The organism is Streptomyces sp. NPDC079020, assembly GCF_044542225.1.
In the GTDB taxonomy this organism is placed as follows: domain Bacteria; phylum Actinomycetota; class Actinomycetes; order Streptomycetales; family Streptomycetaceae; genus Streptomyces.
On sequence record NZ_JBITUB010000010.1, the window covers coordinates 78,790 to 103,977 of the forward strand.

The 25,188-nt window shown below is 72.1% G+C and carries 23 protein-coding genes and 1 tRNA gene; 17 read left to right on the forward strand and 7 right to left on the reverse strand.

The window, feature by feature from the left end:
- The first annotated feature begins 43 nt into the window (after window positions 1-43).
- From ACIGJO_RS21660 to ACIGJO_RS21675, 4 genes are all read left to right on the forward strand, one after another.
- Window positions 44-1,549: an APC family permease gene (locus ACIGJO_RS21660; RefSeq protein WP_399960409.1), complete on the forward strand. Its 1,506-nt coding sequence runs from the start codon at window positions 44-46 to the stop codon at window positions 1,547-1,549.
- Window positions 1,550-1,600: 51 nt separating this feature from the next.
- Window positions 1,601-3,244 (forward strand): amidohydrolase, encoded by a 1,644-nt coding sequence (locus ACIGJO_RS21665; protein ID WP_399960411.1) that lies wholly within the window; start codon window positions 1,601-1,603, stop codon window positions 3,242-3,244.
- Window positions 3,245-3,374: 130 nt separating this feature from the next.
- Window positions 3,375-4,460: an S-(hydroxymethyl)mycothiol dehydrogenase gene (locus ACIGJO_RS21670; protein ID WP_399960414.1), complete on the forward strand. Its 1,086-nt coding sequence runs from the start codon at window positions 3,375-3,377 to the stop codon at window positions 4,458-4,460.
- Complete coding sequence (locus ACIGJO_RS21675) at window positions 4,460-5,089, forward strand: MBL fold metallo-hydrolase (RefSeq protein ID WP_399960416.1); 630 nt, start codon at window positions 4,460-4,462, stop codon at window positions 5,087-5,089. The genes ACIGJO_RS21670 and ACIGJO_RS21675 overlap by 1 nt, the downstream gene beginning before the upstream one ends.
- Before the next feature lie 33 nt (window positions 5,090-5,122).
- On the opposite strand, the gene ACIGJO_RS21680 is transcribed toward ACIGJO_RS21675, so the two are convergent.
- Window positions 5,123-6,061, reverse strand: a complete 939-nt coding sequence (locus tag ACIGJO_RS21680; protein WP_399960418.1) for an RluA family pseudouridine synthase — start codon at window positions 6,059-6,061, stop codon at window positions 5,123-5,125.
- A 186-nt stretch (window positions 6,062-6,247) separates the two neighbouring features.
- Window positions 6,248-6,335, reverse strand: a tRNA-Leu gene (locus ACIGJO_RS21685).
- A gap of 144 nt (window positions 6,336-6,479) precedes the next feature.
- Here ACIGJO_RS21685 and ACIGJO_RS21690 point away from each other — a divergent pair.
- The 3 genes from ACIGJO_RS21690 to ACIGJO_RS21700 all read left to right on the forward strand — a co-directional run bounded on the left by ACIGJO_RS21690 (window position 6,480) and on the right by ACIGJO_RS21700 (window position 9,132).
- On the forward strand, window positions 6,480-7,844 hold the full coding sequence (locus tag ACIGJO_RS21690) for a M20/M25/M40 family metallo-hydrolase (protein WP_399960420.1): 1,365 nt from the start codon (window positions 6,480-6,482) through the stop codon (window positions 7,842-7,844).
- A 141-nt stretch (window positions 7,845-7,985) separates the two neighbouring features.
- On the forward strand, window positions 7,986-8,219 hold the full coding sequence (chpH, locus tag ACIGJO_RS21695; protein WP_266929372.1) for a chaplin ChpH: 234 nt from the start codon (window positions 7,986-7,988) through the stop codon (window positions 8,217-8,219).
- Window positions 8,220-8,358: 139 nt separating this feature from the next.
- Window positions 8,359-9,132, forward strand: coding sequence for a chaplin (locus ACIGJO_RS21700; protein WP_399960423.1), 774 nt, complete (start codon window positions 8,359-8,361; stop codon window positions 9,130-9,132).
- A gap of 69 nt (window positions 9,133-9,201) precedes the next feature.
- Here the strand turns inward: ACIGJO_RS21700 and ACIGJO_RS21705 are convergent, their stop codons facing one another.
- Entirely contained in the window at window positions 9,202-9,390 is a 189-nt protein-coding gene (locus tag ACIGJO_RS21705; protein WP_399960425.1) for a DUF5703 family protein, read from the reverse strand.
- A gap of 47 nt (window positions 9,391-9,437) precedes the next feature.
- On the opposite strand from ACIGJO_RS21705, the gene ACIGJO_RS21710 reads away from it, so the two are divergent.
- On the forward strand, window positions 9,438-10,097 hold the full coding sequence (locus ACIGJO_RS21710; protein WP_399960427.1) for a hypothetical protein: 660 nt from the start codon (window positions 9,438-9,440) through the stop codon (window positions 10,095-10,097).
- Between the two features lie 69 nt (window positions 10,098-10,166).
- Here ACIGJO_RS21710 and ACIGJO_RS21715 read toward each other — a convergent pair whose 3' ends face one another.
- Together ACIGJO_RS21715 and ACIGJO_RS21720 are read right to left on the reverse strand one after the other, a co-directional pair.
- Complete coding sequence (locus ACIGJO_RS21715) at window positions 10,167-12,485, reverse strand: helix-hairpin-helix domain-containing protein (RefSeq protein ID WP_399960429.1); 2,319 nt, start codon at window positions 12,483-12,485, stop codon at window positions 10,167-10,169.
- A complete protein-coding gene (locus ACIGJO_RS21720; protein ID WP_399960431.1) occupies window positions 12,482-13,465 on the reverse strand; it encodes an aldo/keto reductase in 984 nt (327 codons plus the stop codon). Before ACIGJO_RS21720 ends, ACIGJO_RS21715 begins: the two co-directional genes overlap by 4 nt.
- A 139-nt stretch (window positions 13,466-13,604) precedes the next feature.
- Here ACIGJO_RS21720 and ACIGJO_RS21725 point away from each other — a divergent pair, with 139 nt between their 5' ends.
- Entirely contained in the window at window positions 13,605-14,654 is a 1,050-nt protein-coding gene (locus tag ACIGJO_RS21725; RefSeq protein ID WP_399960433.1) for an LLM class F420-dependent oxidoreductase, read from the forward strand.
- 196 nt (window positions 14,655-14,850) lie between these two features.
- Window positions 14,851-15,639: a ferritin-like domain-containing protein gene (locus ACIGJO_RS21730; RefSeq protein ID WP_399960435.1), complete on the forward strand. Its 789-nt coding sequence runs from the start codon at window positions 14,851-14,853 to the stop codon at window positions 15,637-15,639.
- 87 nt (window positions 15,640-15,726) lie between these two features.
- Here the strand turns inward: ACIGJO_RS21730 and ACIGJO_RS21735 are convergent, their stop codons facing one another.
- Entirely contained in the window at window positions 15,727-16,722 is a 996-nt protein-coding gene (locus ACIGJO_RS21735) for a magnesium and cobalt transport protein CorA (RefSeq protein ID WP_399960437.1), read from the reverse strand.
- A gap of 111 nt (window positions 16,723-16,833) precedes the next feature.
- Here ACIGJO_RS21735 and ACIGJO_RS21740 point away from each other — a divergent pair, with 111 nt between their 5' ends.
- From ACIGJO_RS21740 to mshC, 4 genes are all read left to right on the forward strand, one after another.
- The gene (locus ACIGJO_RS21740; protein ID WP_399960439.1) at window positions 16,834-17,556 is read left to right on the forward strand and encodes a histidine phosphatase family protein; all 723 of its coding nucleotides are present in this window, start codon (window positions 16,834-16,836) and stop codon (window positions 17,554-17,556) included.
- A 71-nt stretch (window positions 17,557-17,627) separates the two neighbouring features.
- The gene (locus ACIGJO_RS21745; RefSeq protein ID WP_399960441.1) at window positions 17,628-18,218 is read left to right on the forward strand and encodes a DUF3090 domain-containing protein; all 591 of its coding nucleotides are present in this window, start codon (window positions 17,628-17,630) and stop codon (window positions 18,216-18,218) included.
- Window positions 18,182-19,018, forward strand: coding sequence for an SCO1664 family protein (locus tag ACIGJO_RS21750; RefSeq protein ID WP_399960443.1), 837 nt, complete (start codon window positions 18,182-18,184; stop codon window positions 19,016-19,018). Before ACIGJO_RS21745 ends, ACIGJO_RS21750 begins: the two co-directional genes overlap by 37 nt.
- Window positions 19,019-19,141: 123 nt before the next feature.
- Entirely contained in the window at window positions 19,142-20,371 is a 1,230-nt protein-coding gene (mshC, locus tag ACIGJO_RS21755) for a cysteine--1-D-myo-inosityl 2-amino-2-deoxy-alpha-D-glucopyranoside ligase (RefSeq protein WP_399960446.1), read from the forward strand.
- 147 nt (window positions 20,372-20,518) lie between these two features.
- Here the strand turns inward: mshC and ACIGJO_RS21760 are convergent, their stop codons facing one another.
- Window positions 20,519-21,589, reverse strand: a complete 1,071-nt coding sequence (locus ACIGJO_RS21760; protein ID WP_399960448.1) for a PAC2 family protein — start codon at window positions 21,587-21,589, stop codon at window positions 20,519-20,521.
- 258 nt (window positions 21,590-21,847) lie between these two features.
- Between ACIGJO_RS21760 and ACIGJO_RS21765 the strand changes: the two genes are divergently transcribed.
- The 3 genes from ACIGJO_RS21765 (at window position 21,848) to ACIGJO_RS21775 (ending at window position 25,187) form a co-directional block, all read left to right on the forward strand.
- Window positions 21,848-23,185: an enolase C-terminal domain-like protein gene (locus ACIGJO_RS21765; protein ID WP_399960450.1), complete on the forward strand. Its 1,338-nt coding sequence runs from the start codon at window positions 21,848-21,850 to the stop codon at window positions 23,183-23,185.
- Complete coding sequence (locus ACIGJO_RS21770) at window positions 23,182-23,961, forward strand: SDR family NAD(P)-dependent oxidoreductase (protein WP_399960452.1); 780 nt, start codon at window positions 23,182-23,184, stop codon at window positions 23,959-23,961. The genes ACIGJO_RS21765 and ACIGJO_RS21770 overlap by 4 nt, the downstream gene beginning before the upstream one ends.
- Before the next feature lie 191 nt (window positions 23,962-24,152).
- Window positions 24,153-25,187: a sugar ABC transporter substrate-binding protein gene (locus ACIGJO_RS21775; protein WP_399960454.1), complete on the forward strand. Its 1,035-nt coding sequence runs from the start codon at window positions 24,153-24,155 to the stop codon at window positions 25,185-25,187.
- Window position 25,188: the final 1 nt, after the last annotated feature.

Consider the following 25,188-nt stretch of genomic DNA (forward strand, 5'->3'; position numbering starts at 1 on the left):
GCCGCCATCGGGGCCGACGGTGCCCCTCGGCGAAGGAGCGACGGTGACGGCCTCATCGACCCCGTACAGCAGCGACCCACCGGCCCCCGGGCCCCCACCGGCCCTGAGGAAGAGCCTCGGCGTCATCGACGGCGTGGCCATCGCCGCCTCCTCCACGGCGGCGACCACCAGCATCGGCATCGGCCTCGGTGTCACCGCGGGCGCCGTCGGGCTGCATCTGCCGATCATCATGCTGCTCGCCTTCCTGCCGATCCTGGGCATCGCGAGCGCCTACTCACGGCTCAACCGGGTCGAGCCGAACATGGGCAGCGGCTACGTCTGGGTCGGCCGCTCCCTCAGCCCCTGGCTGGGCTTCCTCGTCGGCTGGATCGCCATCGCCGCCACGGTCGTCTTCCTCTCGTACACCACGACCGTCACCGGCTCCGCCCTCATCCAGCTCGCGGGCGAGGCGGGGCTGCGCGAGCTCGCCGGCCTGCGCCTCGATCCCGACTCCACCGCCCAGGCGACCGCCCTCGGGATACTCGTGCTGGCGGCCGTCACCTTCACCGCGATCACCGGCCTCCGGGCCGCCGCCACCTTCCAGAAGTACCTGCTCGTCTTCGAGTACGCCGTCCTGCTCGGCTTCTGCGGATACGGACTCGTCGTCGGCCCCCACCCGTTCAGCCTGGACTGGATCAACCCGTTCACCATCCCGTCGGGGCAGCAGCTCGCCCAGGGGCTCCTGCTCTCGGTGTTCTGCTACTGGGGCTTCGAGTCCTCCTTCAGCGTCACCGAGGAGGTCCGTGACCCCGAGGACGCCTCACGGGCCGGGCTCATCACCCTGTTCACCATGCTCGGCCTCTTCCTGCTCGGCTCCTTCGCCTTCCAGCGTGTGCTGTCCCTCGACGAACTGACCGCCAACGGAGCCCAGGGCCTCACCTACTTCGGCGACCGCCTGGCCGGGCAGCCGCTCGCCGCGCTCCCGCTCATCGCCCTCACCTTCTCCGCCGTGGCATCGCTCCAGTCGGGGGTGATCCCCACCGTCCGCGGCATGTTCGCCATGGGCCGCGACCGTACGCTCGGCCCGCTGTGGAGCAAGGTCAGCCCCCGCTACGGAACCCCGGCGGCCGGGACCGTCGCCATCGGCTGCGTCGCCATCGCCGTGGCCGTCCTCTCCCTGGTCATCCCCAAGGTCGGCGACAGCATCCTGGCCTCGGTCAACGCGATCGGCGTCGTCGTCTCCCTCTACTACGCGCTGACCGCCCTGGCGGCCGCCGCCCGCTTCCGCGGCACCCTGCGCGAGAGCCTGCCGGAGGCGCTGCGGGCCGTCGTTCTCCCCGTCCTCAGCGCCGTCGTGCTGCTCGGCCTCGGCGGTTATCTGAGCTGGACCTTCTACACATCGGCCGATCACTTCGAGGTCAGCCCGGACAACGGCTGGTTCATGCTGCTGTGCCCGGCGGTCATGCTGCTGACCGGCGTGATCGCGGCGGCCTGGGCCAAGTGGGTACGGAAGTCCCCGTACTTCGTCACCGGCCGCTCCGCCGCCCCGGCCGTCGCGGAAGCGGCCTGACGGCGCACCGCACCCCGCCCCGCACACCAACGGAACGAAACGGAACCGCCCATGCGCCACGCACCCGCCGACCTCGTCCTCACCGGCGGCCCCGTCCTCACGATGGACCCGGCCGGCACCCGCGCCACCACCCTCGCCGTCACCGGCGACCGGATCACCGCCGTCGGCCACGACGAGGTCCGCGAGCTCATCGGCCCCCGGACCGAGGTCGTCGACCTCGCCGGACGCCTGCTCGTGCCCGGCTTCCAGGACGCCCATGTCCACCCGGTCGCCGCCGGACTGGAACTCGCGCAGTGCGATCTCACGGACACCCGAACGGCGGCGGACACCGTCGCCGCCGTTCGCGCCTACGCCGACCGGCTGCCCGAGCGGGAATGGATCACCGGCGGCGGCTGGTCCATGGACGCCTTCGAAGGAGGGGCCCCGACCAGGGACCTGCTCGACGCGGTCGTACCGGACCGCCCCGTCTTCCTGGTCAACCGCGACCACCACGGCGCCTGGGTCAACACCCGCGCCCTGGAACTCGCCGGCGTCACCCGGGACAGCCCCGATCCGGCCGACGGACGCATCGAGCGCGACGGGCGGGGCGAGCCCACCGGGCTGCTCCAGGAGGGCGCCATGGACCTGGTCGCCCGTCTCACCCCGCGCTCCACCCCCGCCGACCGGCTCGCCGCACTGCTGCGGGCCCAGCGGATCCTGCACGGCTACGGCATCACCGCCTGGCAGGACGCCATCGTCGGCTCGTACGGGTCGATGGACGACGCCGCCGACGCCTATCTCACCGCCGCTCGGGACGGATCGCTCACCGCCCGGGTCGTCGGCGCCCTGTGGTGGGACCGCGAGCGGGGCGCCGAGCAGATCCCCGAACTGGCCGCCAGGCGGGCGGAGCTGAGCGCGGGCCGGTTCCGGGCCGGCTCCGTGAAGATCATGCAGGACGGGGTCGCCGAGACCGGCACGGCCGCACTCCTCACCCCGTACCTCGACGCCTGCGGCTGCGCCACCGCGAACAGCGGCACCAGCTTCATCGACCCCGTGGCACTGCGCGGCTACGTCACCGAACTCGACGCCCTCGGCTTCCAGGCCCACTTCCACGCCCTCGGCGACCGCGCCGTACGCGAGGCCCTGGACGCGGTGGAGGCCGCCCGCGCCGCCAACGGACGCAGCGACACCCGCCCCCACCTCGCCCACCTCCAGGTCGTCCACCCGGACGACATCCCCCGCTTCCGGGAACTCGGCGCCACGGCCAACATCCAGCCGCTCTGGGCCGCGCACGAACCGCAGATGGACGAGCTGACCATCCCCTTCCTCGGCCCCGAGAGGGCCGCCCTGCAGTATCCGTTCGGCGCGCTCCTGAACGCCGGCGCCACCGTCGCGGCGGGCAGCGACTGGCCGGTCAGCAGCGCCGATCCGCTCCACGGCATCCACACCGCGGTCAACCGGATCACCCCCGACGGCGAAGGCCCCGCCTTCCTCCCCGGGCAGCGCATCACGCTCACCTCCGCCATCGCCGCGTACACGGCGGGATCCGCCCATGTGAACCACCTCGACGACACCGGCTCGCTGCGCGCCGGGGCCCTCGCCGACCTGGTCGTCCTGGACCGCGACCCCTACGCCGGCCCGGCCGACGAGATCGGCGCGACCCGTGTGCTGCGCACCTATGTGGGCGGCCGGAAGGTCCACGACGCGGAGGGCTGACCCCGGGGGCGCGACCGGGCGGTCCCGTGGGCGTGACGCTCCGCGGGGCCGCCGCGGCACATCATGAGGCGTACGGTTGTCCGTGATCAATCTTCACAAGAGCCTCATTCGGAAACAGGGAGTCCACGGTATGGCGCAGCAGGTGCAAGGGGTCATCGCACCGGGCAGGAACGAGCCGGTGCGGGTCGAGACGATCGTGATCCCGGACCCCGGTCCCGGTGAGGCCGTGGTGAAGATCCAGGCGTGCGGGGTCTGCCACACCGACCTGCACTACAAGCAGGGCGGCATCAACGACGACTTCCCGTTCCTGCTGGGCCACGAGGCCGCGGGCGTCGTGGAGTCCGTCGGCGAGGGCGTCACGGACGTCGAGCCGGGCGACTTCGTCGTCCTGAACTGGCGTGCGGTGTGCGGACAGTGCCGTGCCTGTCTGCGCGGCCGGCCCTGGTACTGCTTCGACACCCACAACGCCAAGCAGAGGATGACCCTGCTGGACGGCACCGAGCTGTCGCCCGCCCTCGGTATCGGCGCGTTCGCCGAGAAGACCCTGGTCGCCGCGGGCCAGTGCACCAAGGTCGACCCCGAGGTGTCCCCGGCCGTCGCCGGACTGCTCGGCTGCGGCGTCATGGCGGGCATCGGCGCCGCCATCAACACCGGCGAGGTCGGCCGCGGCGACTCGGTCGCCGTCATCGGCTGCGGCGGCGTCGGGGACGCGGCCATCGCCGGTGCCCGGCTGGCGGGCGCGGCGAAGATCATCGCCGTGGACATCGACGACCGGAAGCTGGAGACGGCGAAGAAGATGGGTGCCACGCACGCCGTCAACTCCCGTGCCACCGACCCCGTCGAGGCGATCCGCGCGCTGACCGGCGGCAACGGCGCCGACGTCGTCATCGAGGCGGTCGGCCGCCCGGAGACGTACAAGCAGGCCTTCTACGCCCGCGACCTGGCCGGCACGGTCGTCCTGGTCGGCGTTCCGACCCCGGAGATGCAGCTCGAACTGCCGCTCATCGACGTCTTCGGACGCGGCGGCTCCCTCAAGTCCTCCTGGTACGGCGACTGCCTTCCCTCGCGCGACTTCCCCATGCTGATCGACCTGCACCAGCAGGGCCGCATCGACCTCGGCGCGTTCGTCACCGAGACCATCGGGCTCGGCGACATCGAGCAGGCCTTCGCCCGTATGCACGACGGGGACGTCCTGCGCTCGGTGGTGGTCTTCTGATGACCGCCCGCATCGACCACCTCGTCACCTCCGGCACCTTCGCCCTCGACGGCGGCGAGTGGGACGTCGACAACAACGTCTGGATCGTCGGCGACGACACCGAGGCGGTCGTCATCGACGCCGCCCACGACGCCGACGCCATCCTGGCCGCGCTCGGTGGCCGTACGCTGCGCGCGGTCATCTGCACGCACGCGCACAACGACCACATCGACGCGGCCCCGGCCCTCGCCGCCGCCACCGGCGCACCGGTCCTGCTGCACCCGGACGATCTGCCCCTGTGGAAACAGACCCACCCGGACCGCGCGCCCGACGGCGAACTGGCCGACGGCCAGGAGCTGGAGATCGCCGGTACGGTCCTGAAGGTCCTGCACACCCCGGGCCACGCCCCGGGCGCGGTCTGCCTGTACGCCCCCGGGCTCGCCACCGTCTTCACCGGCGACACGCTCTTCCAGGGCGGGCCCGGTGCCACGGGCCGTTCGTTCTCCCACTTCCCCACGATCGTGGACTCGATCAGGGACCGGCTGTTCGCCCTGCCCGCCGAGACCGCCGTCCGTACCGGGCACGGCGACTCCACCACCATCGGCGCGGAGTCCCCGCACCTGGACGAGTGGATCGCCCGCGGCCACTGACCGCGCCGTGCGCCGCGCCGCGCACCCCGCCGTTCACTGCTCCGGCCACGCGGAGAGCCGCAGCCCGCTCTCGAAGCGGCGCGGTTCTCCCGTGACCGGGTCGGTGAACTCCAGCGTCCTGGCGAGCAGTTGGAGCGGGCGTGCCCAGTCCTCCGGGGTGCCCTCCGGCACCACCACCGGGTAGAGCGGATCGTGTACGAGCGGGAGACCCAGGCTGTTCATGTGGACCCGCAGCTGATGGGTCCGTCCGGTGGCGGGCAGCAGCCGGTAGCGGCCCAGCCCGCCCCGGTGCTCCAGCAGCTCGATCCGGCTCTCGCTGTTCGCCGCGCCCGGCTCCTCCCGGGCGGCGAGCACCCCCCGCTCCTTGACGATCCGGCTCCGTACGCTGCGGGGGAGGGCGAGCGACGGATCGTACGGGGCCACCGCCTCGTACTCCTTGCGCACGAGCCGGTCCCGGAACAGCGTCTGGTACGCGCCCCGCTCCCCGGGCCGCACGACGAGGAGCACCAGCCCCGCGGTCAGCCGGTCCAGCCGGTGGGCGGGCTGCAGCGCGGGCAGGTCCAGCTCGCGGCGCAGCCGGGCCACCGCGGTCTCGGTGATGTGCCGGCCACGGGGAGTGGTGGCCAGGAAGTGCGGCTTGTCGGCGATGACGAGGTGCGCGTCGCGGTGCACGACCCCGACGGGGAAGGGCACCGGCTCCTCCGGCGCGAAGTCCCGGTGGAACCAGATCAGCCGCCCGGCGGTGTACGGCTCGTCGCCGCTCACCGCACCGCCGTCCGCGCCCACGAACCGGCCCTCGTCGAGCATCGCGGCCACCCGCCCCGCCCCGATCGCCCCCGCGAACCGTTCCAGCAGATGGTCCCGGACGGTGGCCCAGGTGCCGTCGGCGTCCTCGGGCAGCCGTACCCGCACGGCGTCGACCCCGTTCCGCTGCGGCAGCGGTGCGGCGGGCGGCCTCCCACGCCCCCTCACCGGCTGGTGCCGGACGGGGCGGGAGCGGGAGCGGGAGCGGGAGCGCGGTGCCGGCAGTCGGCGGTCGTACGGGGCATGCGGTCGTCCTCCCGGCGGGCGGCGGTGCGCGAGGCGCCGCGCGCCCGGACGCACAGCGCGAAATGGCCCTCATCGTGTTCACGATGAAGGCCACTGCGGTGTACTGCATGGTGTCCGAGGGGGGACTTGAACCCCCACGCCCGATAAAGGGCACTAGCACCTCAAGCTAGCGCGTCTGCCATTCCGCCACCCGGACAAGGTGTCTGTCTCGCGGGCCCGGCCCGTTCCGACGTGGAAAACCATAGCAAACAATCGGGGGTGCTCGATCACGCACCAGGAGGTGTGAACGGCGCATGACGGGGGGTGGGTGCCCTTGGGTGTGCGCCGCCGGCGCGGGAGGATGAGAGGGAGCACCACAGCGACAGCGGAAGGAATCAGTGTGAGCGAGACCAACGCGGCCCGGACCGTATCCGGCGAGGACGAGGTCGTGGACCTCTGCCGTGAGCTGATCCGGATCGACACCAGCAACTACGGCGACCACTCGGGCCCCGGTGAGCGGCTCGCCGCCGAGTACGTCGCGGAGAAGCTCGCCGAGGTCGGGCTCGAACCGCAGATCTTCGAGTCCCACAAGGGCCGTGCCTCCACCGTGGCCCGCATCGAGGGCGAGGACTCGTCGAGGCCCGCGCTGCTCATCCACGGGCACACCGATGTCGTCCCGGCCAACGCGGCCGACTGGACCCATGACCCGTTCTCCGGGGAGATCGCGGACGGCTGCGTGTGGGGCCGGGGTGCCGTCGACATGAAGGACATGGACGCCATGACCCTCGCGGTCGTCCGTGACCGCATGCGCAGCGGCCGCAAGCCCCCGCGCGACATCGTGCTGGCCTTCGTCGCGGACGAGGAGGCGGGCGGCACCTACGGCGCCCGTTACCTGGTCGACAACCACCCCGGGCTGTTCGAGGGGGTCAACGAGGCGATCAGCGAGGTCGGCGGGTTCTCCTTCACCGTCAACGAGAAGCTGCGGCTCTACCTCGTCGAGACGGCCCAGAAGGGCATGCACTGGATGAAGCTGACCGTGGACGGCACCGCCGGCCACGGCTCGATGATCCACCGGGACAACGCCATCACCGAGCTGTCCGAGGCCGTCGGGCGGCTGGGCCGGCACAAGTTCCCGGTGCGGGTGACCAAGACGCTGCGGCACTTCCTCGACGAGCTCTCGGACGCCCTGGGCACGGAGCTGGACCCCGAGAACATGGAGGAGACGCTCGCCAAGCTGGGAGGTATCTCCAAGCTCATCGGCGCCTCGCTGCAGAACACCGCGAACCCGACCCAGCTCGGTGCGGGCTACAAGGTCAACGTCATTCCGGGGCAGGCGACCGCCCATGTGGACGGCCGCTTCCTGCCGGGGTACGAGGAGGAGTTCCTGGCCGACCTGGACCGGATCCTCGGGCCCAACGTGAAGCGCGAGGACGTGCACGCGGACAAGGCCCTGGAGACGACGTTCGACGGCGCCCTCGTCGACGCGATGCAGACGGCTCTGGTCGCCGAGGACCCGATCGCGCGGGCCGTGCCGTACATGCTCTCGGCCGGCACCGACGCCAAGTCCTTCGACGACCTGGGCATCCGGGGCTTCGGGTTCGCCCCGCTGAAGCTCCCGCCGGAGCTCGACTTCGCCGGGATGTTCCACGGTGTGGACGAGCGGGTGCCGGTCGACGGTCTGCAGTTCGGCGTGCGGGTGCTCGACCGATTCATCGACAACTGCTGAAGCACCGGCACGTATTCGACTGCCTGTGCGTATGTGACCGGAAAGGGTGAAAGGGGTTCCCCACTCGTAGCCCCGTTGACCACCCCTCGTTACAAGGGATGCGGTCCGCGGCTGGGACCGCGTTTCCAACGAGGAGGAATAATGATCAAGAAGGTCGTCGCAATCGCGGCTGCTACCGGTGGTCTGGTGCTCGCGGGTGCGGGTATGGCCGCCGCCGACGCCGGTGCCCAGGGTGCCGCTGTCGGCAGCCCCGGCGTGCTCTCGGGCAACGTCGTCCAGGTTCCGGTCCACGTGCCGATCAACCTGTGCGGCAACACGATCTCCGTCATCGGGCTGCTGAACCCCGCCTTCGGCAACACCTGCGTCAACGCGTGACGTTGTGCATCAACCCGTAAGGGTGTGAGCCCGGCCGGTCCCGGAGTGCGTGCCATGCACTCCGGGGACGCTCGGCATTCGGCCCTCGCACGGTTGTGTCCGGGGGTATTTCGAAAGGCAGAAGGCAGGAAACGAACCTATGCGACAGGTCACTCGAAAAGGCCTGATCACCATCGCGGCGGCGGGCGGAGTGCTCGCGCTGAGTGGTGGCTACGCACACGCCGACGCCGGGGCGAACGGTGCGGCGACCAATTCCCCGGGGGTACTGTCCGGGAATTCGGTCCAGATTCCGGTCGAGGTACCGGTCAATCTGTGCGGCAACTCCGTGAACGTGGGCGGACTGCTGAACCCGACGTTCGGCAACGACTGCGAGAACGGAACGTCGGGGACCGCGTCGCACGCCGGTGCGGCCGACAGCGGCGGCTCGGGCAGCCACGCGGCGGCGGGCAGCACCACCGCGCAGGCGCCGGGCGCTGACGCCGGGACAGCGGGCGGCGGGACCGGCGGCGGGAAGCACCGTGCCCCCGGCGCCTCGGCGGAAGGCACGGCGCAGGGATCCCCCGGACTCCTGTCCGGCAACAACGTCGCGGTGCCGATCGACATCCCCGTGAACGCCTGCGGCAACAGCGTCACCATCGGCGGGCTCCTCAACCCCACCTTCGGCAACAGCTGCGGCAACGACGCCGGGATCACCCCGCCGCGGCCGGAGGTGCCCGTCACGCCGGAGACGCCCCCCACCCCGCCGGTGAACAGTCCGCCCGAGCCCAACGCCCCGCAGGCCCAGGGCCACCCCGGCGAGCAGCTCGCACAGACCGGTGGCGGCGGGCTCGACCTGCTGATCCCGGCGGGCGCGGGCCTGCTCCTGGCCGGTGTCGGATCAGTCCTGTACCGCCGCTCCCGGAGCGCCGCGTAGCGGCTCCGAGACGGTCGCGGACCGTACGGTGAGCGGAGCGGGCCCCTCATCCGCGGGGCCCGCTCCGTGCTACCAGGTGGCCCGTATCTGGCGGATGATCCGTCTGCGCAGCCGCACTCTGCGGCTGCCGTCGAGGCGCCGGGTCAGGCGGTCCAACTCCCAGTGCCCGTACTCGGCGTGGTCGGTCAGCAGTCGGGCCGCATCGTTGCGGGACACCCCGCGCGGCACGTACACGTCGATAAATTCGTATTCCGGCATCGCATCTATTGTGCGGGCACAGCCCCGGTACGGATAGCGTCTGCTCTATGTCTGATGCTGTGCAGCCCACCGCTGCCGAGGTACGTGCCGCCGCCGAAGCGGTCAAAGCCGCGCTCGACCATCACCTTGAGGCGGTCGAACGCCGTACCGGGGACGACGACCCCGCCGTCTATGACGCGTTCAATGAACTGGCCGCCGCGGCCGAGGTCTACGACGAACTCCTCTACGACCGCTACGACGAGGTCACACCCTTCGAGATCCCCGGCGCGGACGACTCCCTGCCGCCCTATGCCGGTCCCGGGGAGCCCAGCGCGCTGAGCGTGCTGATCCGGCGCGACTACACGGTCGTGGAACCCCCGCGACTGCTCGCTCAGGCACAGCGCCTCGCAGATCTGGAATCGGACGACCTGGGCACCGGGGACGGCCCTGTCGTCGGCACCAGCGTCCATGCCGCGCTCGGCGTGCTCTTCGGTGAGTACGAACCGGACGAGATCGCCTCCCGGCACAAGGAGTTCGGCCTTGAGGAGGGTGACTCCACGCTCTGGGTCGCGGCCGCCGACGTGCCCCCCGAGCCGGGCGAATGGCTCGGAGCACCGTTCGACCACGCCGATCCCCGGCTCGTGGTGTGCCGGTTCGACGTCAGCTCGGTCTTCGACGAGGAGGAGCTGGACGAGGACCTGGACGATATGACGGCAGGTACTTCCTGAACACCCGGTGAGCACCCGTCGGCCGTGGCCCCCGGCACACCGGGGGCCACAGTGCTGCCGGGGCGGTCCTCAGGACGCGGCGCCGGGGGTCGGCAGAGCCTCCAGCAGGGCGCGCAGCCGCGTTGTCCGCTCCTGGGCGGGGATGTGGGCGACCGCGTGCGCGAGCGCCTGGTCCACACCGTGCACGACGGACAGATGCCGCTCCCCGCGGCTGAAGGCGGTGTACACCCAGGGGCGGCTGAGCCCCTGCGCGGCGTCGCCGGGCAGCACGACGACCGCGGCGGGCCAGCGCATCCCGGCCGCCTGATGGGCACTGAGCGCCCAGCCGTGCCGCACGGCCGACTCCACCCGGTCCTGGGGTACGACGACGGGGACGCCCGCGCAGTCCAGGCGCAGTCCCTCGGCGTCGGCCGAGAGCACCACCCCGGGCACGGTCCGGCCGGGCGCGGGGACATGGACGACGCGGTCGCCGGGATCGAAGCCGCCGAACCGTCCGGGGCCCGGGTTCAGACGCTGCTTCAGCGCGGCGTTCAACGCCAGGGTGCCCGCCGAGCCGCCGTGCCCGACGGTGATCACCTGGGTGTCGGCGGAAGGGATGCCGAAGGCACGCGGAACCGAGTCGGCGACCAGCTGGACGGTGCGGTGGACCGCCTCGCCCGCATCGCGCACGGGGACGATCACCACCTCCTTGCCCGGCGCCTCGACCTGGTTCAGCTCACCGATGCCGATGCCGGAGACGAGCTCACCGACCGGGCCCGGGTCCGGTGTACGGGACACGACCTGCGGGCACGCACGCGCGGCCAGCACATCCGCGAACACCCGGCCCGCGCCCGCCGAACCCAGCACACCGGGGTCGCCGCTCAGCACCAGCCGGGTGCCGTCCGCGAGCGACTCCACCAGGATCGCCGCCGCTTCCACGTCCAGCTGCGGGGCGTCCAGCACGACCAGCAGATCCAGGGCCAGCGCACCGTCCTCGTCCCGCCCGGGGCCCTCGGCGCCGCTGAGCAGCCCGGCGACGGTGACCGCCGACAGCGGGTCGCCGACCGCCCCGGCCAGCCTGTCGCGGCCGTCCTCGCTGTGGGTGGCGCCCAGGGCGCGCAGCCCCAGGCCCCGGGCCGCCGCGATCAGGGCGGCCGGTTCGGCGCGGGCCGCCTCGCCGCCGCTGTGGGTGACCAGACCGCCGGTGGCGGCCGTACGGATCAGCTCGGCCGCGGACGGGGACGGGGCGGCGGCAGCGGCGGCGGACCAGTCGGCGGTCCTCCCGCCGGCGTTGACCAGCCGGGCCAGGCCGTCGGCGAGGCTCTCCTCGGCCAGTGCGTACCGGTCCAGGCCCAGCAGAACCTGGACCGGCTCCGGCGCCTGACCGGCGCCGCCCTCCGCGTCCTCCCCGTCGGCGGGGCCGGGCTCGTCCGCGGCCTCCGCCGCCTCCAGGCCGTCCTGGAAGACCAGCACGACGCCCTCGGCGACGGCGTGTTCCACGGCCGCGTCCGGGTCGCTCACCGCGCGCTCGGCGAGCGCGGCCCGTACGTCCGCGGCGTCCAGCGCCGTATGGCCCTGACGGGCCGCCCGCTCCAGCAGCCAGCCGACCAGTGCCGCCGTCCTGCGCTCGTCGTCCGGGCCGCATCCGGCGCCCAGCAGCGCCCGCGCGAACCCGTCCGCCTGCTCCGGTCCGACCCCGGGAACGGCGAGCAGCCGCCACGGGTCCTCGCGCAGGGCCTCGGCGGCCTGCTCGCCCAGCGTTTCGGCGGCCGGGCGGGCCAGCGCCCCGGGAGCCCCGCCCTCGGCGAGCAGCGCCCGCACCGAAGCGGCCGCCTCGGGCGAGGCGCCCGGTGCCGCGGGGGCCGGCCCGGCCGGCCGGGGGCGCGGCGCGGCGGGCTGCGTGGGGGCGGGGGCGGCGCGGCGGGGGGCGGGGGCGGTCGCGGGGGAGTCGAAGAACTCGGTGCCGGCCTGGTCACCGCTCTCGACGGCCCGGACGGCCGCGAGGAGATCGGCGGCGGTGCCGCTGAGCTTCGTACCGGCGGGGATGGGCCCGGCCTTGTCGGCCTTGCGCTTCTCGATCCGCTCCCGCAGTTCGCGCTGGGCGGCGAGCTCGGCCTCCGCCTCGGAGGGCGCGGCGGCGGCTTCCGCCGCACCGGCCCCCTCGCCGGCGGCGGCTTCCGTCCCGTCGGCCTTCTCGTCGGCCGTCCCGTCGTGCGGGGCCGGTGTCCCAGGACCGCCGGACTCCGGCACGGCTTCGGAGACGGCCTCGTCGGCGGCGTCACCCCCGGCACTCCCGTCCGCGGCGGCCTCCGCCCCGTCGCCCGTCGCCCCGTCCGGCGTGTCGGGGGCGTCCGGCGGGCCGTCCTCGGCCGAGGGGCCTGGGGTTTCCCCCCGGGGAAGCGCAGTCACAGAGTGCTCCAGTCCTGGTCGGGATAGCGGTGCACGGGCGCCGACACATCGTCGAGCGCCCGGCAGATCTCGTCAGGAAGACTAAGCGCCTCCACTGACAAAGCCTCTCTGAGCTGTCGCGCGTTGCGCGCGCCGATGACCGGGGCCGCCACCCCGGGCCGGTCCCGGACCCAGGCCAGTGCCACCTGGAGCGCCGTCGTGGCGAGGCCGTCCGCCGCCGTCGCCACCGCGTCGACGATCCGGCTCGCCGCATCGTCGAGATAGGGCTCGACGAAGGGGGCCAGCTGATCGGAGGCGCCCCGGGAGCCGGACGGGGTGCCCAGCCGGTACTTGCCGGTCAGCACCCCGCGGCCCAGCGGGGACGAGGGCAGCAGGCCCACCCCGAGGTCCAGCGCGGCCGGCAGCACCTCCCGCTCGACGCCGCGCTGGAGCAGCGAGTACTCCATCTGCGTGCTGGCCAGCCGGGTGCGTACGCCGGGCGAGGCGAGCTGCCAGGTGGCCGCCTTGGCCAGCTGCCAGCCGCAGAAGTTCGACACCCCCGCGTACCGGACGCGGCCGGACGACACCGCCAGGTCCACCGCCTGCAGGGTCTCCTCCAGCGGGGTCGCCGGATCGAAGGCGTGGACCTGCCACAGGTCCACGTAGTCCGTCCCGAGCCGTTCCAGCGAGGCGTCGAGCGCGGCCAGCAGATGGCCGCGCGATCCGTCGAAGCGGCGGTAGGGATCGGGGACGCTGCCCGCCTTCGTCGCTATGACCAGATCCTGCCGGGGCACGAGGGTGTCCACGAGCTGCCCGAGCAGATACTCGGCCTCCCCGCCCCCGTACACATCGGCGGTGTCGATCAGCGTGCCGCCCGCGTCCCAGAAGGCCTTCAGCTGGTCGGCGGCGTCGTGCTCGTCGGTGTCCCGGCCCCAGGTGAGGGTGCCGAGCCCGATCCGTGACACGCGTAGGCCGGTACGGCCGAGTTGCCTCTGCTCCATGGGCGCTGAGATTACTGGCCATGGCCCCACGGAGTGGAGGCCTGTGGACAACCGATGGGCCGCCGAGCCTGCCGGAACGCCGTGACGCGCGCTAGAGTCCGGACCACAGGGACGTTACTGATCAGTAAGGGGAGCGGTTATGCGGCTCGGCATCAATCTCGGTTACTGGGGCGCGGGCATGGACGGCGACAACCTCGCCGTCGCCCAGGAGGCCGACCGGCTCGGTTACGACGTGTGCTGGGCCGCCGAGGCCTACGGCTCCGACGCGCCCACCGTGCTGGCCTGGGTCGCCGCGCAGACGGAGTCCATCGACGTCGGCTCCGCGATCCTGCAGATCCCGGCCCGTCAGCCCGCCATGACGGCGATGACCGCGGCCACCCTCGACTCGCTCTCCGGCGGCCGTTTCCGGCTCGGCCTCGGGGTGTCGGGCCCGCAGGTCTCGGAGGGCTGGTACGGCGTCAAGTTCGACAAGCCGCTGGCCCGCACCCGTGAGTACGTCGAGATCGTCCGCAGGGCGATGTCCCGCGAGCGTCTCAGCTACGAGGGTCAGCACTGGACGCTGCCGCTGCCGGACGGTCCGGGCAAGCCGCTCAAGCTCACCGTCCACCCGCAGCGCGAGCACATCCCGCTCTACATCGCGGCCATCGGACCGAAGAACCTGGAGCAGACCGGCGAGATCGCCGACGGCGCCCTGCTGATCTTCCCGTCCGCCGACCACCTGGAGGACACCGCGCTGCGGCACCTGCGGGCGGGCCGTGAGAAGGCCGGGAAGACCATGGACGGCTTCGACGTCTGCCCGACCCTGCCGCTCGCCGTCGGCGACGACATCAACGGCCTGGCCGACATGTTCCGCCCGTACACCGCGCTCTACGTCGGCGGTATGGGCAGCCGCAAGCAGAACTTCTACAACCAGCTCGCCCAGCGCATGGGGTACGAGAAGGAAGCCGCCGAGATCCAGGACGCGTACCTGTCCGGCGACAAGAGCGGCGCCGCCGCCGCCGTACCGCACCGGCTCATCGACCAGACCACGCTGCTCGGACCCGTGGAGCGGATCGCCGAGCGGATGCAGGCGTACGCCGCCGCCGGGGTCACCACCCTCACCCTCGCCCCGGCCGGCTTCACCCTCGACGAGCGGATCGCCGCCCTGCGCGCCGGCACGGACGCCCTGGAGCGCTCCGGCCTGGCCTGAGCACCGCCGGGCAGCGCCACGGCCGTGGTGGGGGCTCGGGGTCGACCCCGCCACGGCCGTCACGCGGAACAACGCGCCGCGCGGCCGACGGTTACGCGGCGCGTCCCGGTGTCCTGCCGCGCCCTCCTCCGGTTGCCGACCGTCGCGCACCGCATTTGACTTTGCCTCTGCGGACACCCGTACGGAGGTGGCATTGATGCTCTCGGCAAAAAGCCTGTTCCAGGAGATCCTCGACGACGACGAGTCCTTCCGGCTCTTCTGTTCCATCGCTGCCAGCGGGGAGTCCCAGGGCGGCTGGGAGAACGGCCGGATCGCCGCTCTCGTCCCCGAGAGCCAGCGGGAGCTGGCTCCCCGGATCGTCCGCCACGGCGCCGACGAGGACAAGCACGGCCGGATCTTCAACGCGCTCCTGAAGAAGCGCGGACTGCGGCCCGTGGAGGTCCCGGGGGAGACCGACTACACGATGCTGCTGGAGAGGAACGGCATCGGCCTCGCGCACGGCCGGCTCAAGCGGGAGGAGCCGCTCTCCGAGCGCGACATCATCACCTATCTGGCCCACAGCAGGGTCACCGAGCAGCGGGCCTCGGAGCAGATGCGGCTGCTGTGCAGATACTTCGCCGACCACCCCGACATCGGCCGCGCGGTGAAGATGATCTCCAACGACGAGGACAACCACCTCGCGTACTGCCACGAGGAACTGCTCCGCTTCGCCCGCGCCGGACACGGCCGCGCGATCCAGCGCACCCTGCGGGAGTGCGCGCTGGCCGAGATCCGGGTCTACCGCGACGTCAGCCTCGCCGTGATGGCGCACATGGGCGAGGTGCTGCGCTGGCCCCGTGCCAAGGCCGGCGTGCTGGCGGCGGGCATCCACGCGATGTACGCGTACGAGCGTCTCATCGGCTGGCGGCGCATGGTGAGCCTGGCCCCGCCCGAGCGGCGTGACGCGCTGGGCGGCCCGGTGGTCGCCGAAGCCGAGTACGCCTGAGCCCCGCAGGCCCCGCAGGCCCCGGAGGCCCCGCAGGCCCCGCGCGGCCCTGGCCGGCCCCGGCCGCTCCGGGCCGGCCGCCCCGGCTCAGAGCCAGTCGCGCCGCTTGAACTGGCGGTACAGGCCGATCACCGCGCAGGCCATCAGCCCGATCACCACCGGGTAGGTCCATACCCAGTGCAGTTCCAGCATGTGGTCGAAGTTCATGCCGTAGATGCCCGCCACCATCGTGGGGACGGCGGCCATGGCGGCCCAGGCGGAGATCTTGCGCATGTCGTCGTTCTGCCGCACGCCCATCTGCGCCAGATGCGCCGACAGGATGTCCGAGAGGAGCCGGTCCAGGCCTTCCACCTGCTCGTTGGCGCGCGTCAGATGGTCGGCGACATCGCGGAAGAACGGCTGGGAGTGCTCGTGGACGAACGGCACCCCCGCGCTCGCCAGCCGGGACATCGGCACCGCCAGCGGCCCGCTCGCCCGGCGGAACTCCAGCACCTGGCGCTTGAACGTGTAGATCTCGGCCGCCGTGTTCTTGGAGTTGCCGCTTCCGCTCGGCGCGAACACCTGGGTCTCCAGCTCCTCCAGGTCGACCTGGAGCTCGGCCGCGACATCGATGTAGTGGTCCACGACCGCGTCGCTGACCGCGTACAGCACCGCCGTGGGGCCGTGCTTGAGCACCTCGGGCTCGGCCTCCAGGCGGCGGCGGACGGCCGCCAGCGGGGCACCCTCGCCGTGCCGGACCGTCACCACGAACGAGTCGCCCATGAAGACCATCAGCTCATCGGTGCTGACCGTGTCGCCCTCGGGTTCGTAGACGATCGGTTTGATGACCGCGAACAGCGAGTCGTCGTACACCTCCAGCTTGGGCCGCTGGTGCGCGCCCAGCGCGTCCTCCACCGCCAGCGGGTGCAGCCCGAACTCGTGGCTGACCAGGTCGAACTCTTTCTCGGTCGGCTCGTGAAGGCCGATCCAGAGGAAGGCGTCCCCGGTGGCCCGCGCCTCGTCGAGCGCGTCGGAGAAGTCGGCGGGTCCGTCGGTACGGCGCCCGTCGCGGTAGATGGCACAGTCCACGATCATTCGGGACATACTTCCTGGTTATGGGCCATTGCGTAGATGGCACGGTCCACGATCACGGCGGGCATTCTTCCCTGCCGCCGCCCGCTGTGCACCTTTGCCGGGCCAACTACCCTGGCCCGTATGCCCACGCTGATCCTCGTACGCCACGGACGCTCCACCGCCAACACGGCCGGAGTGCTCGCGGGCCGCACCCCCGGTGTCTCCCTCGACGAACGCGGTGCCGAGCAGGCCGCCGCACTTCCCGGACGGATGTCCGCGCTCACGCTCGCCGCCGCCGTCAGCAGTCCCCTGCAGCGCTGCCGGCAGACGCTCCAGCCGCTGCTCGACGCCCGCCCCGGCCTGCCCCTGCACACCGAGGAGCGGATCAGCGAGTGCGACTACGGGGACTGGTCGGGGCGCAAGCTCGCCGAGCTCTCCGACGAGCCGCTGATGACCGTCGTGCAGCAGCACCCCTCCGCCGCGGCGTTCCCGGGCGGTGAGTCCATGCGGGCCATGCAGGCCCGCGCCGTGGACGCCGTACGGGACTGGAACACCCGCATCGAGGCGGAGCACGGCGACGACGCGGCCTATGTGATGTGCTCGCACGGCGACATCATCAAGGCGCTCGTCGCCGATGCGCTCGGCATGCATCTGGACCTGTTCCAGCGCATCCACGCCGACCCCTGCTCGGTCACGGCGATCCGCTACACACGGCTGCGCCCCTTCCTCCTCAGGCTCGGCGACACCGGCGACCTCGCCCCGCTGGCACCGCGCGAACGGACCGCCGGGGCGGACGCCCCGGCGTCAGCCGCCCCGGACACCTCGGCGGACGCGGCGGTCGGGGGCGGCGCGGGGGCGCCGTGATCGCTTCGCACAGTAGGGTGGACGCGCCGTAGCGCCCCTCATCCGCCGTCAATTCTCAAGGGAGACAGGACGTGTCCCGTCAGGTGTTCCTCTACGACCCGCCGGACCGGTTCGTGGCCGGTACGGTCGGGCTGCCTGGCCGCCGTACGTTTTTCCTCCAGGCGTCGTCGAGCGGCCGCGTCACCAGCGTGGCGCTGGAGAAGACCCAGGTGGCCGCCCTGGCCGAGCGGATCGACGAACTGCTCGACGAGGTCGTACGGCGGACCGGCGGCAACTCGCCGGTGCCCGCCGTGGCCCCCACCGATGTCGCCGACACGGCGCCCCTCGACGCACCCGTCGAGGAGGAGTTCCGGGTCGGCACGATGGCGCTGGCCTGGGACGGTGAGGAGCAGCGCATGATCGTCGAGGCGCAGGCCCTCGTCGAACTGGACGCCGACTCCGAGGCCGACCTCGCGGAGGCCGAGGAACGGCTTCTGCAGGACGAGGAGAACGGGCCGCCCATGCTGCGCGTCCGGCTGAGCGGCGTCCAGGCGCGTGCCTTCGCCAAGCGGGCGCTGGACGTCGTGAACGCCGGCCGCCCGCCGTGCCCGCTGTGCAGCCTGCCGCTCGATCCGGAAGGACACGTATGCCCGCGCCAGAACGGATACCGTCGCGGGGCCTGACGGACACCGAGCTGCTCACCCTGCTCGCCGAGGGGCGGCTCACGGTCCTGGGACAGGTCCGCGGCGCGTCCAACGCGGTGCTGCACTGCACGGTCGCGTACGAGGGTGAGGAGCGCACCTGCGTCTACAAGCCCGTCGCAGGGGAGCAGCCGCTCTGGGACTTCCCCGACGGGACGCTCGCCCAGCGCGAGGTGGCCGCCTACGAGGTCTCCGAGGCGACCGGGTGGGGACTCGTGCCGCCCACGGTGCTGCGCGACGGACCGTACGGCCAGGGCATGTGCCAGCTGTGGATCGAGACCCCCGGGGGTGGGACGGAGCCGTCGCTGCTCGCGCTCGTCGAGTCCGAGGAGCCCGGGGAAGGCTGGAAGGCCGTGGGCTTCGCCGAGGTGGGGGAGGGCCGGACGGCGCTGCTGGTGCACGCGGACGACCCGCGGCTGCGGCGGCTGGCGGTCCTCGACGCGGTGATCAACAACGGCGACCGCAAGGGCGGGCATCTGCTGCCCGCGCCCGGCGGGCGGCTGTACGGCATCGACCACGGCGTCACGTTCAACGCGGACGACAAGCTGCGGACGCTGCTGTGGGGCTGGGCCGGGGAGCCCCTGACGTCCGAGGCGGTGGAGGCGCTCGGCCTGCTCGCCGCGGAGCTGGCGCCGGGGGCGGCCCTGGCCACCCGTCTGGCCGAACTCATCACACGGGCCGAGGTGGAGGCGCTGCGCGGAAGGGTCGCGGGGCTGCGTACGGCGGGGCGGCATCCGGAGCCCAGCGGGGCGTGGCCGGCGATTCCGTGGCCGCCGGTGTGACAGCCGGGAACGTGCCGTCCCGGGGCTCATAGACGAACCGCCGCGCCCGCGCAAGACCGCCTCTTCGGCCACGTTCCCCTATCCGGTTCGTATCCGGAAGCATCGTCCGGTTACGCTCATGACATGCATGCCTGGCCCGCTTCTGAGGTCCCCGCCCTGCCTGGCAAGGGCCGCGACCTTCGGATCCACGACACCGCGACCGGCGGACGGATCACCCTTGACCCCGGTCCCGTCGCCCGCATCTACGTCTGCGGCATCACGCCGTACGACGCGACCCATATGGGTCATGCGGCGACCTACAACGCGTTCGACCTCGTTCAGCGCGTGTGGCTCGACACCAAGCGGCAGGTTCACTACGTCCAGAACGTGACCGACGTGGATGATCCGCTGCTGGAGCGGGCCGTGCGCGACGGTCAGGACTGGACCGAGCTCGCGGAGCGCGAGACGGCACTCTTCCGGGAGGACATGACCGCCCTGCGCATGCTCCCGCCGAAGCACTACATCGGCGCGGTGGAGGCGATACCCGGCATCGTCCCGCTCGTCGAACGCCTCCGCGACGCGGGCGCCGCCTACGAACTCGAAGGCGATGTGTACTTCTCCGTCGAGTCCGACCCGCACTTCGGCGAGGTCTCGAACCTCGACGCCGAGGCGATGCGCCTGCTCTCCGCCGAACGCGGCGGCGACCCGGAGCGCCCCGGCAAGAAGAACCCCCTCGACCCGATGCTCTGGATGGCCGCCCGTGAGGGCGAGCCGAGCTGGGACGGGGCCTCGCTCGGCCGCGGCCGGCCCGGCTGGCACATCGAGTGCGTGGCCATCGCGCTGGACCATCTGGGCATGGGCTTCGATGTCCAGGGCGGCGGTTCCGACCTGGCCTTCCCGCACCACGAGATGGGCGCCTCGCACGCCCAGGTGCTGACCGGCGAGCACCCGTTCGCCCAGGCCTACGTCCACGCCGGCATGGTCGCGCTGGACGGCGAGAAGATGTCCAAGTCCCGGGGCAACCTGGTGTTCGTCTCCGCGCTGCGCCGTGAGGGCGTGGACCCGGCCGCCATCCGCCTGGCCCTGCTCGCGCACCACTACCGGGCCGACTGGGAGTGGACCGGCCAGGTGCTCACCGACGCCGTGGAGCGCGTGGGCCGGTGGCGTGCCGCCGTCTCCCGCCCCGACGGGCCGTCCGCCGACGCGCTGGTCGAGGAGGTCCGCGAGGCCCTCGCCGATGACCTGGACGCCCCCGCGGCGCTCGCCGCGGTGGACCGCTGGGCCGCGCTGGCCGTGGCCGAGGGCGGTACGGACGAGAGTGCGCCGGGGCTCGTCTCGCGCACCGTCGACGCCCTGCTGGGCGTCGCGCTGTAGGCCCCGGTGCCGTAACCACCGCTCGACCCGTTCACGACGGCCGGCCCCGGACTTCTTCGCGAAGTCCGGGGCCGGCCCTCGTTCCTGCCCGTTGCCGTGCCGTGCCGTGCCGCGCCCCCGCCGGACGGCGCCGCGGCCCGCCGTAGCTCAGTCCTCGGACGAATCCTCGGACGAGTCCTCGGATGTTTCGTCCGGTCCGCTGTCCTTGTCGGAGGACGAGGGCGTAGAACCGTCCTGCGGCGGGGCGCCGGGGGCGTTCTCGGGGCCTGTTTCCGGCCGCGGTGGTCTGGGGGGTCTGGCGCGGCCGGAGGAGGTGTCCCGCAGGTACGAGGCGTCCCCCGACTCCGTGGCATGGCCGCCGGGCGCCTGCCCCGGGCCGCCGTCCCGGCGCCGCAGATAACGCTCGAACTCCCGGGCGATGGCCTCGCCGGACGCCTCGGGCAGCTCCGCGGTGTCCCGGGCCTCCTCCAGCGTCTGGACGTACTCCGCGACCTCGCTGTCCTCGGCGGCCAGCTGATCGACGCCGAGCTGCCAGGCGCGGGCGTCCTCGGGCAGTTCGCCCAGCGGGATCCGCAGGCCGATCAGGTCTTCGAGGCGGTTCAGCAGCGCCAGCGTCGCCTTGGGGTTGGGCGGCTGCGACACATAGTGCGGCACCGCCGCCCACAGGCTCACCGCGGGCACGCCCGCATGGGTGCAGGCTTCCTGGAGGATGCCGACGATGCCTGTCGGGCCTTCGTACCGGGTCTCCTCCAGGTCCATGGTCCTGGCCAGATCCGGGTCCGAGGTGACGCCGCTGACCGGTACCGGCCTGGTGTGCGGGGTGTCGCCCAGCAGCGCCCCGAGGATGACAACCATCTCGACGCCCAGCTCATGGGCGTATCCCAGGATCTCGTTGCAGAACGAGCGCCAGCGCATCGACGGTTCGATGCCGCGGACCAGGACCAGGTCGCGGGGTTTGTCCCCGCCGACGCGGACCACGGAGAGCCGGGTGGTGGGCCAGGTGATCTTGCGCACCCCGCCGTCCAGCCACACCGTGGGCCGGTTGACCTGGAAGTCGTAGTAGTCCTCGGCGTCGAGCGCCGCGAACACCTCGCCCTTCCATTCCCGGTCCAGATGTCCGACCGCTGTGGAGGCGGCGTCACCGGCGTCGTTCCAGCCCTCGAACGCGGCCACCATGACCGGGTCGATCAGCTCGGGTACCCCCTCGAGCTCGATCACCCAGGCCTCCTTCCGAAGTCTTCTTGTGTACGGAGCAACCTTACGGGTTGGGCCCCCTCCCGCAGCAGCCTCTTTGCACGGGTGGGTGAACCTTGCCACTGAGGGGTGCATCAACGGTCGAATCAGGGCATCAGCCCCTGGATTCATCCGAGCTGTATGACGGAATTTCCCCTCAACCCTGGACGTCCGCCCCTGTACGGCGCTATACATCGGATGACCACACCAGAGATCCGATGTTATTTGCCCTGGGGGGCGCACATGAGTCAGACCGTCACGGATTTCGAGGTCCACGACATCCGTTTTCCCACCTCGGAACAGTTGGACGGCTCGGACGCCATGAACCCCGACCCGGACTACTCCGCCGCCTACGTCGTCCTGCGCACGGACCTGCCCGGCGGTGACGGCGCGGGTATCGAGGGACATGGCTTCTGTTTCACCATCGGACGCGGCAACGAGGTCATGGCGGCCGCCATCGAGACGCTGCGCCCCTACGTGGTGGGGCGCCCCGCCCCCCGTACCGCCGCCGACCTTGCCGCGCTGTACCGCGATCTCACCCATGACTCGCAACTGCGCTGGCTGGGCCCGGAGAAGGGCGTGATGCACATGGCGGCCGGCGCGGTCGTCAACGCGGCGTGGGACCTGGCGGCCACAGCGGCCGGCCTGCCCGTCTGGCGGTTCCTCGCCGGAATGACGCCCGAGGAACTGGTCTCCCTCGTCGACTTCCGCTACCTCACGGACGCGCTCACCCCCGAGGAGGCCCTCGCGATCCTGAGGGCCGCCGAACCGGGCCGCGCCGAGCGCGCCGAGCGGCTCCTCGACCGGGGCTACCCCGCGTACACCACCTCGCCCGGCTGGCTGGGCTACTCCGACGAGAAGCTCGCCAGGCTCGCCCGGGAGGCCGTCGCCGACGGCTTCGGCCAGATCAAGCTGAAGGTCGGCGGCGACCTGGACGACGACATCCGCAGACTCGCCATCGCCCGCGAGGCAGTCGGCCCCGGCGTCCGGATCGCCGTCGACGCCAACCAGCGCTGGGACGTCGCGGACGCGGTGGCCTGGATGAGCGCGCTCGCGCCCTACGACCCGCACTGGATCGAGGAGCCGACCAGCCCCGACGACATCCTCGGCCACGCCGCCGTGCGCGCCGGACAGTCCGTCAAGGTCGCCACCGGCGAACATGTCGCCAACCGCGTCGTGTTCAAGCAGCTCCTCCAGGCCGGTGCCGTCGACTTCGTCCAGATCGACGCGGCACGCGTGGCGGGCGTCAACGAGAACCTGGCGATCCTGCTGCTCGCCGCCAAGTACCGGGTGCCCGTCTGCCCGCACGCCGGAGGCGTCGGGCTGTGCGAACTGGTCCAGCACCTCTCGATGTTCGACTATGTGGCGGTCTCCGGAACCTGGGAGGACCGCGTGATCGAGTACGTCGACCATCTCCACGAGCACTTCGCCGACCCCACCGTCATCAAGGACGGCCGCTACGTCGCACCGCGCGCACCGGGCTTCTCCGCCCGCATGCTCCCCCGGTCGATCGCCGAACACCGCTACCCGCAGGGCCCCGTCTGGCAGGCCCGCATTACGCCTCAGGAGGCCGACCGATGACCGGCACACAGGACTTCGACGGGATGTCCGCCCTGGTGACAGGCGGTGCCTCCGGGATCGGGGCCGCCGTGGCGACGATGCTCCTGGAGCGCGGCGCACAGGTCGCCGTCCTCGACCGGGAGACCGCGGGCGCCCCCGCCGGAGCGCTCGCGCTCAAGGCCGACGTGAGGGACGACGCGGCCGTGCGCGAGGCCGTGGACCTGGCCGCCGCCGAACTCGGCGCCCTGCACACCCTCGTCTCCAACGCCGGGATCGGCTCCGTCGGCACCGTCGAGGACAACGCCGACGACGAGTGGACCCGGGTGCTGGACATCAACGTTCTCGGCATGGTCCGCACCGCCCGGCACGCGCTGCCCCATCTGCGCCGCGCGGCCGCCGCCCGGCCGGGTTCCGTATCGATCACCCAGACCTGCTCGATCGCCGCCACCGCGGGACTGCCGCAGCGCGCCCTGTACAGCGCGAGCAAGGGCGCGGTGCTCTCGCTGACCCTCGCCATGGCGGCCGACCACGTACGCGAGGGAGTCCGCGTCAACTGCGTCAACCCCGGCACCGCGGACACCCCGTGGATCGGCCGGCTGCTGGGGCAGGCCGATGACCCGGACGCCGAACGCGCCGCGCTCAACGCCCGTCAGCCGCTCGGCAGGCTGGTCTCGGCCGACGAGGTCGCCGCCGCCATCGTCTATCTGGCGAGCCCGGCCGCCGCCTCCGTCACGGGCACCGCACTCGCCGTCGACGGGGGGATGCAGGGCCTGAGACTGCGCCCCGCCGACGCCTGACACCGGCGGTCCCGCACGGACCCGCACCGCCGGGCGCCCCCCCCGTGACCACCGTACGAAAGCGACCACCACCGTACGAAAGCGACCACCGTACGAAAGCGACCACCGCACGCCCCGGAACCGCCGCACGAGCCGCCCCATCCCGCACCGCCGAAATACTCCGAGCCGGTACTTCACGAAGGACGGGACCCATGAGAGTGCGTACGACGAGTGCGGCGGCCTGCGCCGTACTGCTGGCCGTCACGGCCCTGGCCGGCTGCAACCGCGACTCCGCCGGCAGCGGGGACGGGGGCGGCAGGGTCGGGATCGATCTGCCGCGCAGCGACAGCGACTTCTGGAACTCCTACCAGCAGTACGTGGAGAAGGGCGTCAAGGGCGGCGAGGTGGAGGCGCTGCCGCTGACCAACTCGCAGAACGACATCGGCAAGCTCGTCGCCAACGTCCGGACGTTCACCGACCAGGGTGCGAAGGCCGTCGTGATGGCCCCGCAGGACACCGGCGCGATCGCCGAGACGCTCAGCACGCTGAACGGGAAGAAGATCCCCGTCATCAGCGTCGACACCCGCCCCGACAAGGGCAGCGTGTACATGGTGGTGCGTGCCGACAACAAGGCGTACGGCGCCAACGCCTGCAAGTACCTCGGCGAACAGCTGGGAGGCAAGGGCAAGGTCGTCGAATTCCAGGGCGACCTGTCCTCGATCAACGGGCGCGACCGCTCCCAGGCCTTCAAGGCCTGTATGGACAAGGACTTCCCCGGCATCGAGGTCTTCGAGCTGGCCACCGACTGGAAGGGCGACGTCGCCTCCGCCAAGCTCCAGTCGACGCTGGCCGCGCACCCCGACATCAACGGCATCTACATGCAGGCCGGCGGGGTCTTCCTCCAGCCCACGCTCGCCCTGCTGGAACAGAAGAAGCTGCTGAAGCCGGCGGGTACGCCGGGGCACATCACGATCATCTCCAACGACGGTATTCCGGAGGAGTTCGACGCCATCAGGGCCGGGAAGATCGACGCGACGATCTCCCAGCCCGCGGACCTGTACGCGAAGTACGCCCTGTACTACGCCGGGGCGGCCCTGGACGGCAGGACCTTCAAGGAGGGACCGACCGACCACGGCTCCCGCATCATCAGGATCCCGGGCGGTTACGAGGACCAGCTCCCGGCACCCCTGGTGACCGAGGAGAACGTCGACGACCCGAAACTGTGGGCCAACCAGCTGGAGAGGTGAG

What these genes read in the sequence shown, in the direction of transcription:
- ACIGJO_RS21740 (WP_399960439.1), top strand. Translation starts at nt 16,834, where the DNA reads ATGCCCACGCTGATCCTCGTACGCCACGGACGCTCCACCGCCAACACG.
- ACIGJO_RS21735 (WP_399960437.1), bottom strand. Translation starts at nt 16,722, where the DNA reads ATGTCCCGAATGATCGTGGACTGTGCCATCTACCGCGACGGGCGCCGT.
- ACIGJO_RS21765 (WP_399960450.1), top strand. Translation starts at nt 21,848, where the DNA reads ATGAGTCAGACCGTCACGGATTTCGAGGTCCACGACATCCGTTTTCCC.
- ACIGJO_RS21775 (WP_399960454.1), top strand. Translation starts at nt 24,153, where the DNA reads ATGAGAGTGCGTACGACGAGTGCGGCGGCCTGCGCCGTACTGCTGGCC.
- ACIGJO_RS21720 (WP_399960431.1), bottom strand. Translation starts at nt 13,465, where the DNA reads ATGGAGCAGAGGCAACTCGGCCGTACCGGCCTACGCGTGTCACGGATC.
- ACIGJO_RS21670 (WP_399960414.1), top strand. Translation starts at nt 3,375, where the DNA reads ATGGCGCAGCAGGTGCAAGGGGTCATCGCACCGGGCAGGAACGAGCCG.
- ACIGJO_RS21675 (WP_399960416.1), top strand. Translation starts at nt 4,460, where the DNA reads ATGACCGCCCGCATCGACCACCTCGTCACCTCCGGCACCTTCGCCCTC.
- ACIGJO_RS21770 (WP_399960452.1), top strand. Translation starts at nt 23,182, where the DNA reads ATGACCGGCACACAGGACTTCGACGGGATGTCCGCCCTGGTGACAGGC.
- ACIGJO_RS21690 (WP_399960420.1), top strand. Translation starts at nt 6,480, where the DNA reads ATGAGAGGGAGCACCACAGCGACAGCGGAAGGAATCAGTGTGAGCGAG.
- mshC (WP_399960446.1), top strand. Translation starts at nt 19,142, where the DNA reads ATGCATGCCTGGCCCGCTTCTGAGGTCCCCGCCCTGCCTGGCAAGGGC.
- ACIGJO_RS21705 (WP_399960425.1), bottom strand. Translation starts at nt 9,390, where the DNA reads ATGCCGGAATACGAATTTATCGACGTGTACGTGCCGCGCGGGGTGTCC.
- ACIGJO_RS21750 (WP_399960443.1), top strand. Translation starts at nt 18,182, where the DNA reads ATGCCCGCGCCAGAACGGATACCGTCGCGGGGCCTGACGGACACCGAG.
- ACIGJO_RS21710 (WP_399960427.1), top strand. Translation starts at nt 9,438, where the DNA reads ATGTCTGATGCTGTGCAGCCCACCGCTGCCGAGGTACGTGCCGCCGCC.
- ACIGJO_RS21665 (WP_399960411.1), top strand. Translation starts at nt 1,601, where the DNA reads ATGCGCCACGCACCCGCCGACCTCGTCCTCACCGGCGGCCCCGTCCTC.
- chpH (WP_266929372.1), top strand. Translation starts at nt 7,986, where the DNA reads ATGATCAAGAAGGTCGTCGCAATCGCGGCTGCTACCGGTGGTCTGGTG.
- ACIGJO_RS21700 (WP_399960423.1), top strand. Translation starts at nt 8,359, where the DNA reads ATGCGACAGGTCACTCGAAAAGGCCTGATCACCATCGCGGCGGCGGGC.
- ACIGJO_RS21730 (WP_399960435.1), top strand. Translation starts at nt 14,851, where the DNA reads ATGCTCTCGGCAAAAAGCCTGTTCCAGGAGATCCTCGACGACGACGAG.
- ACIGJO_RS21725 (WP_399960433.1), top strand. Translation starts at nt 13,605, where the DNA reads ATGCGGCTCGGCATCAATCTCGGTTACTGGGGCGCGGGCATGGACGGC.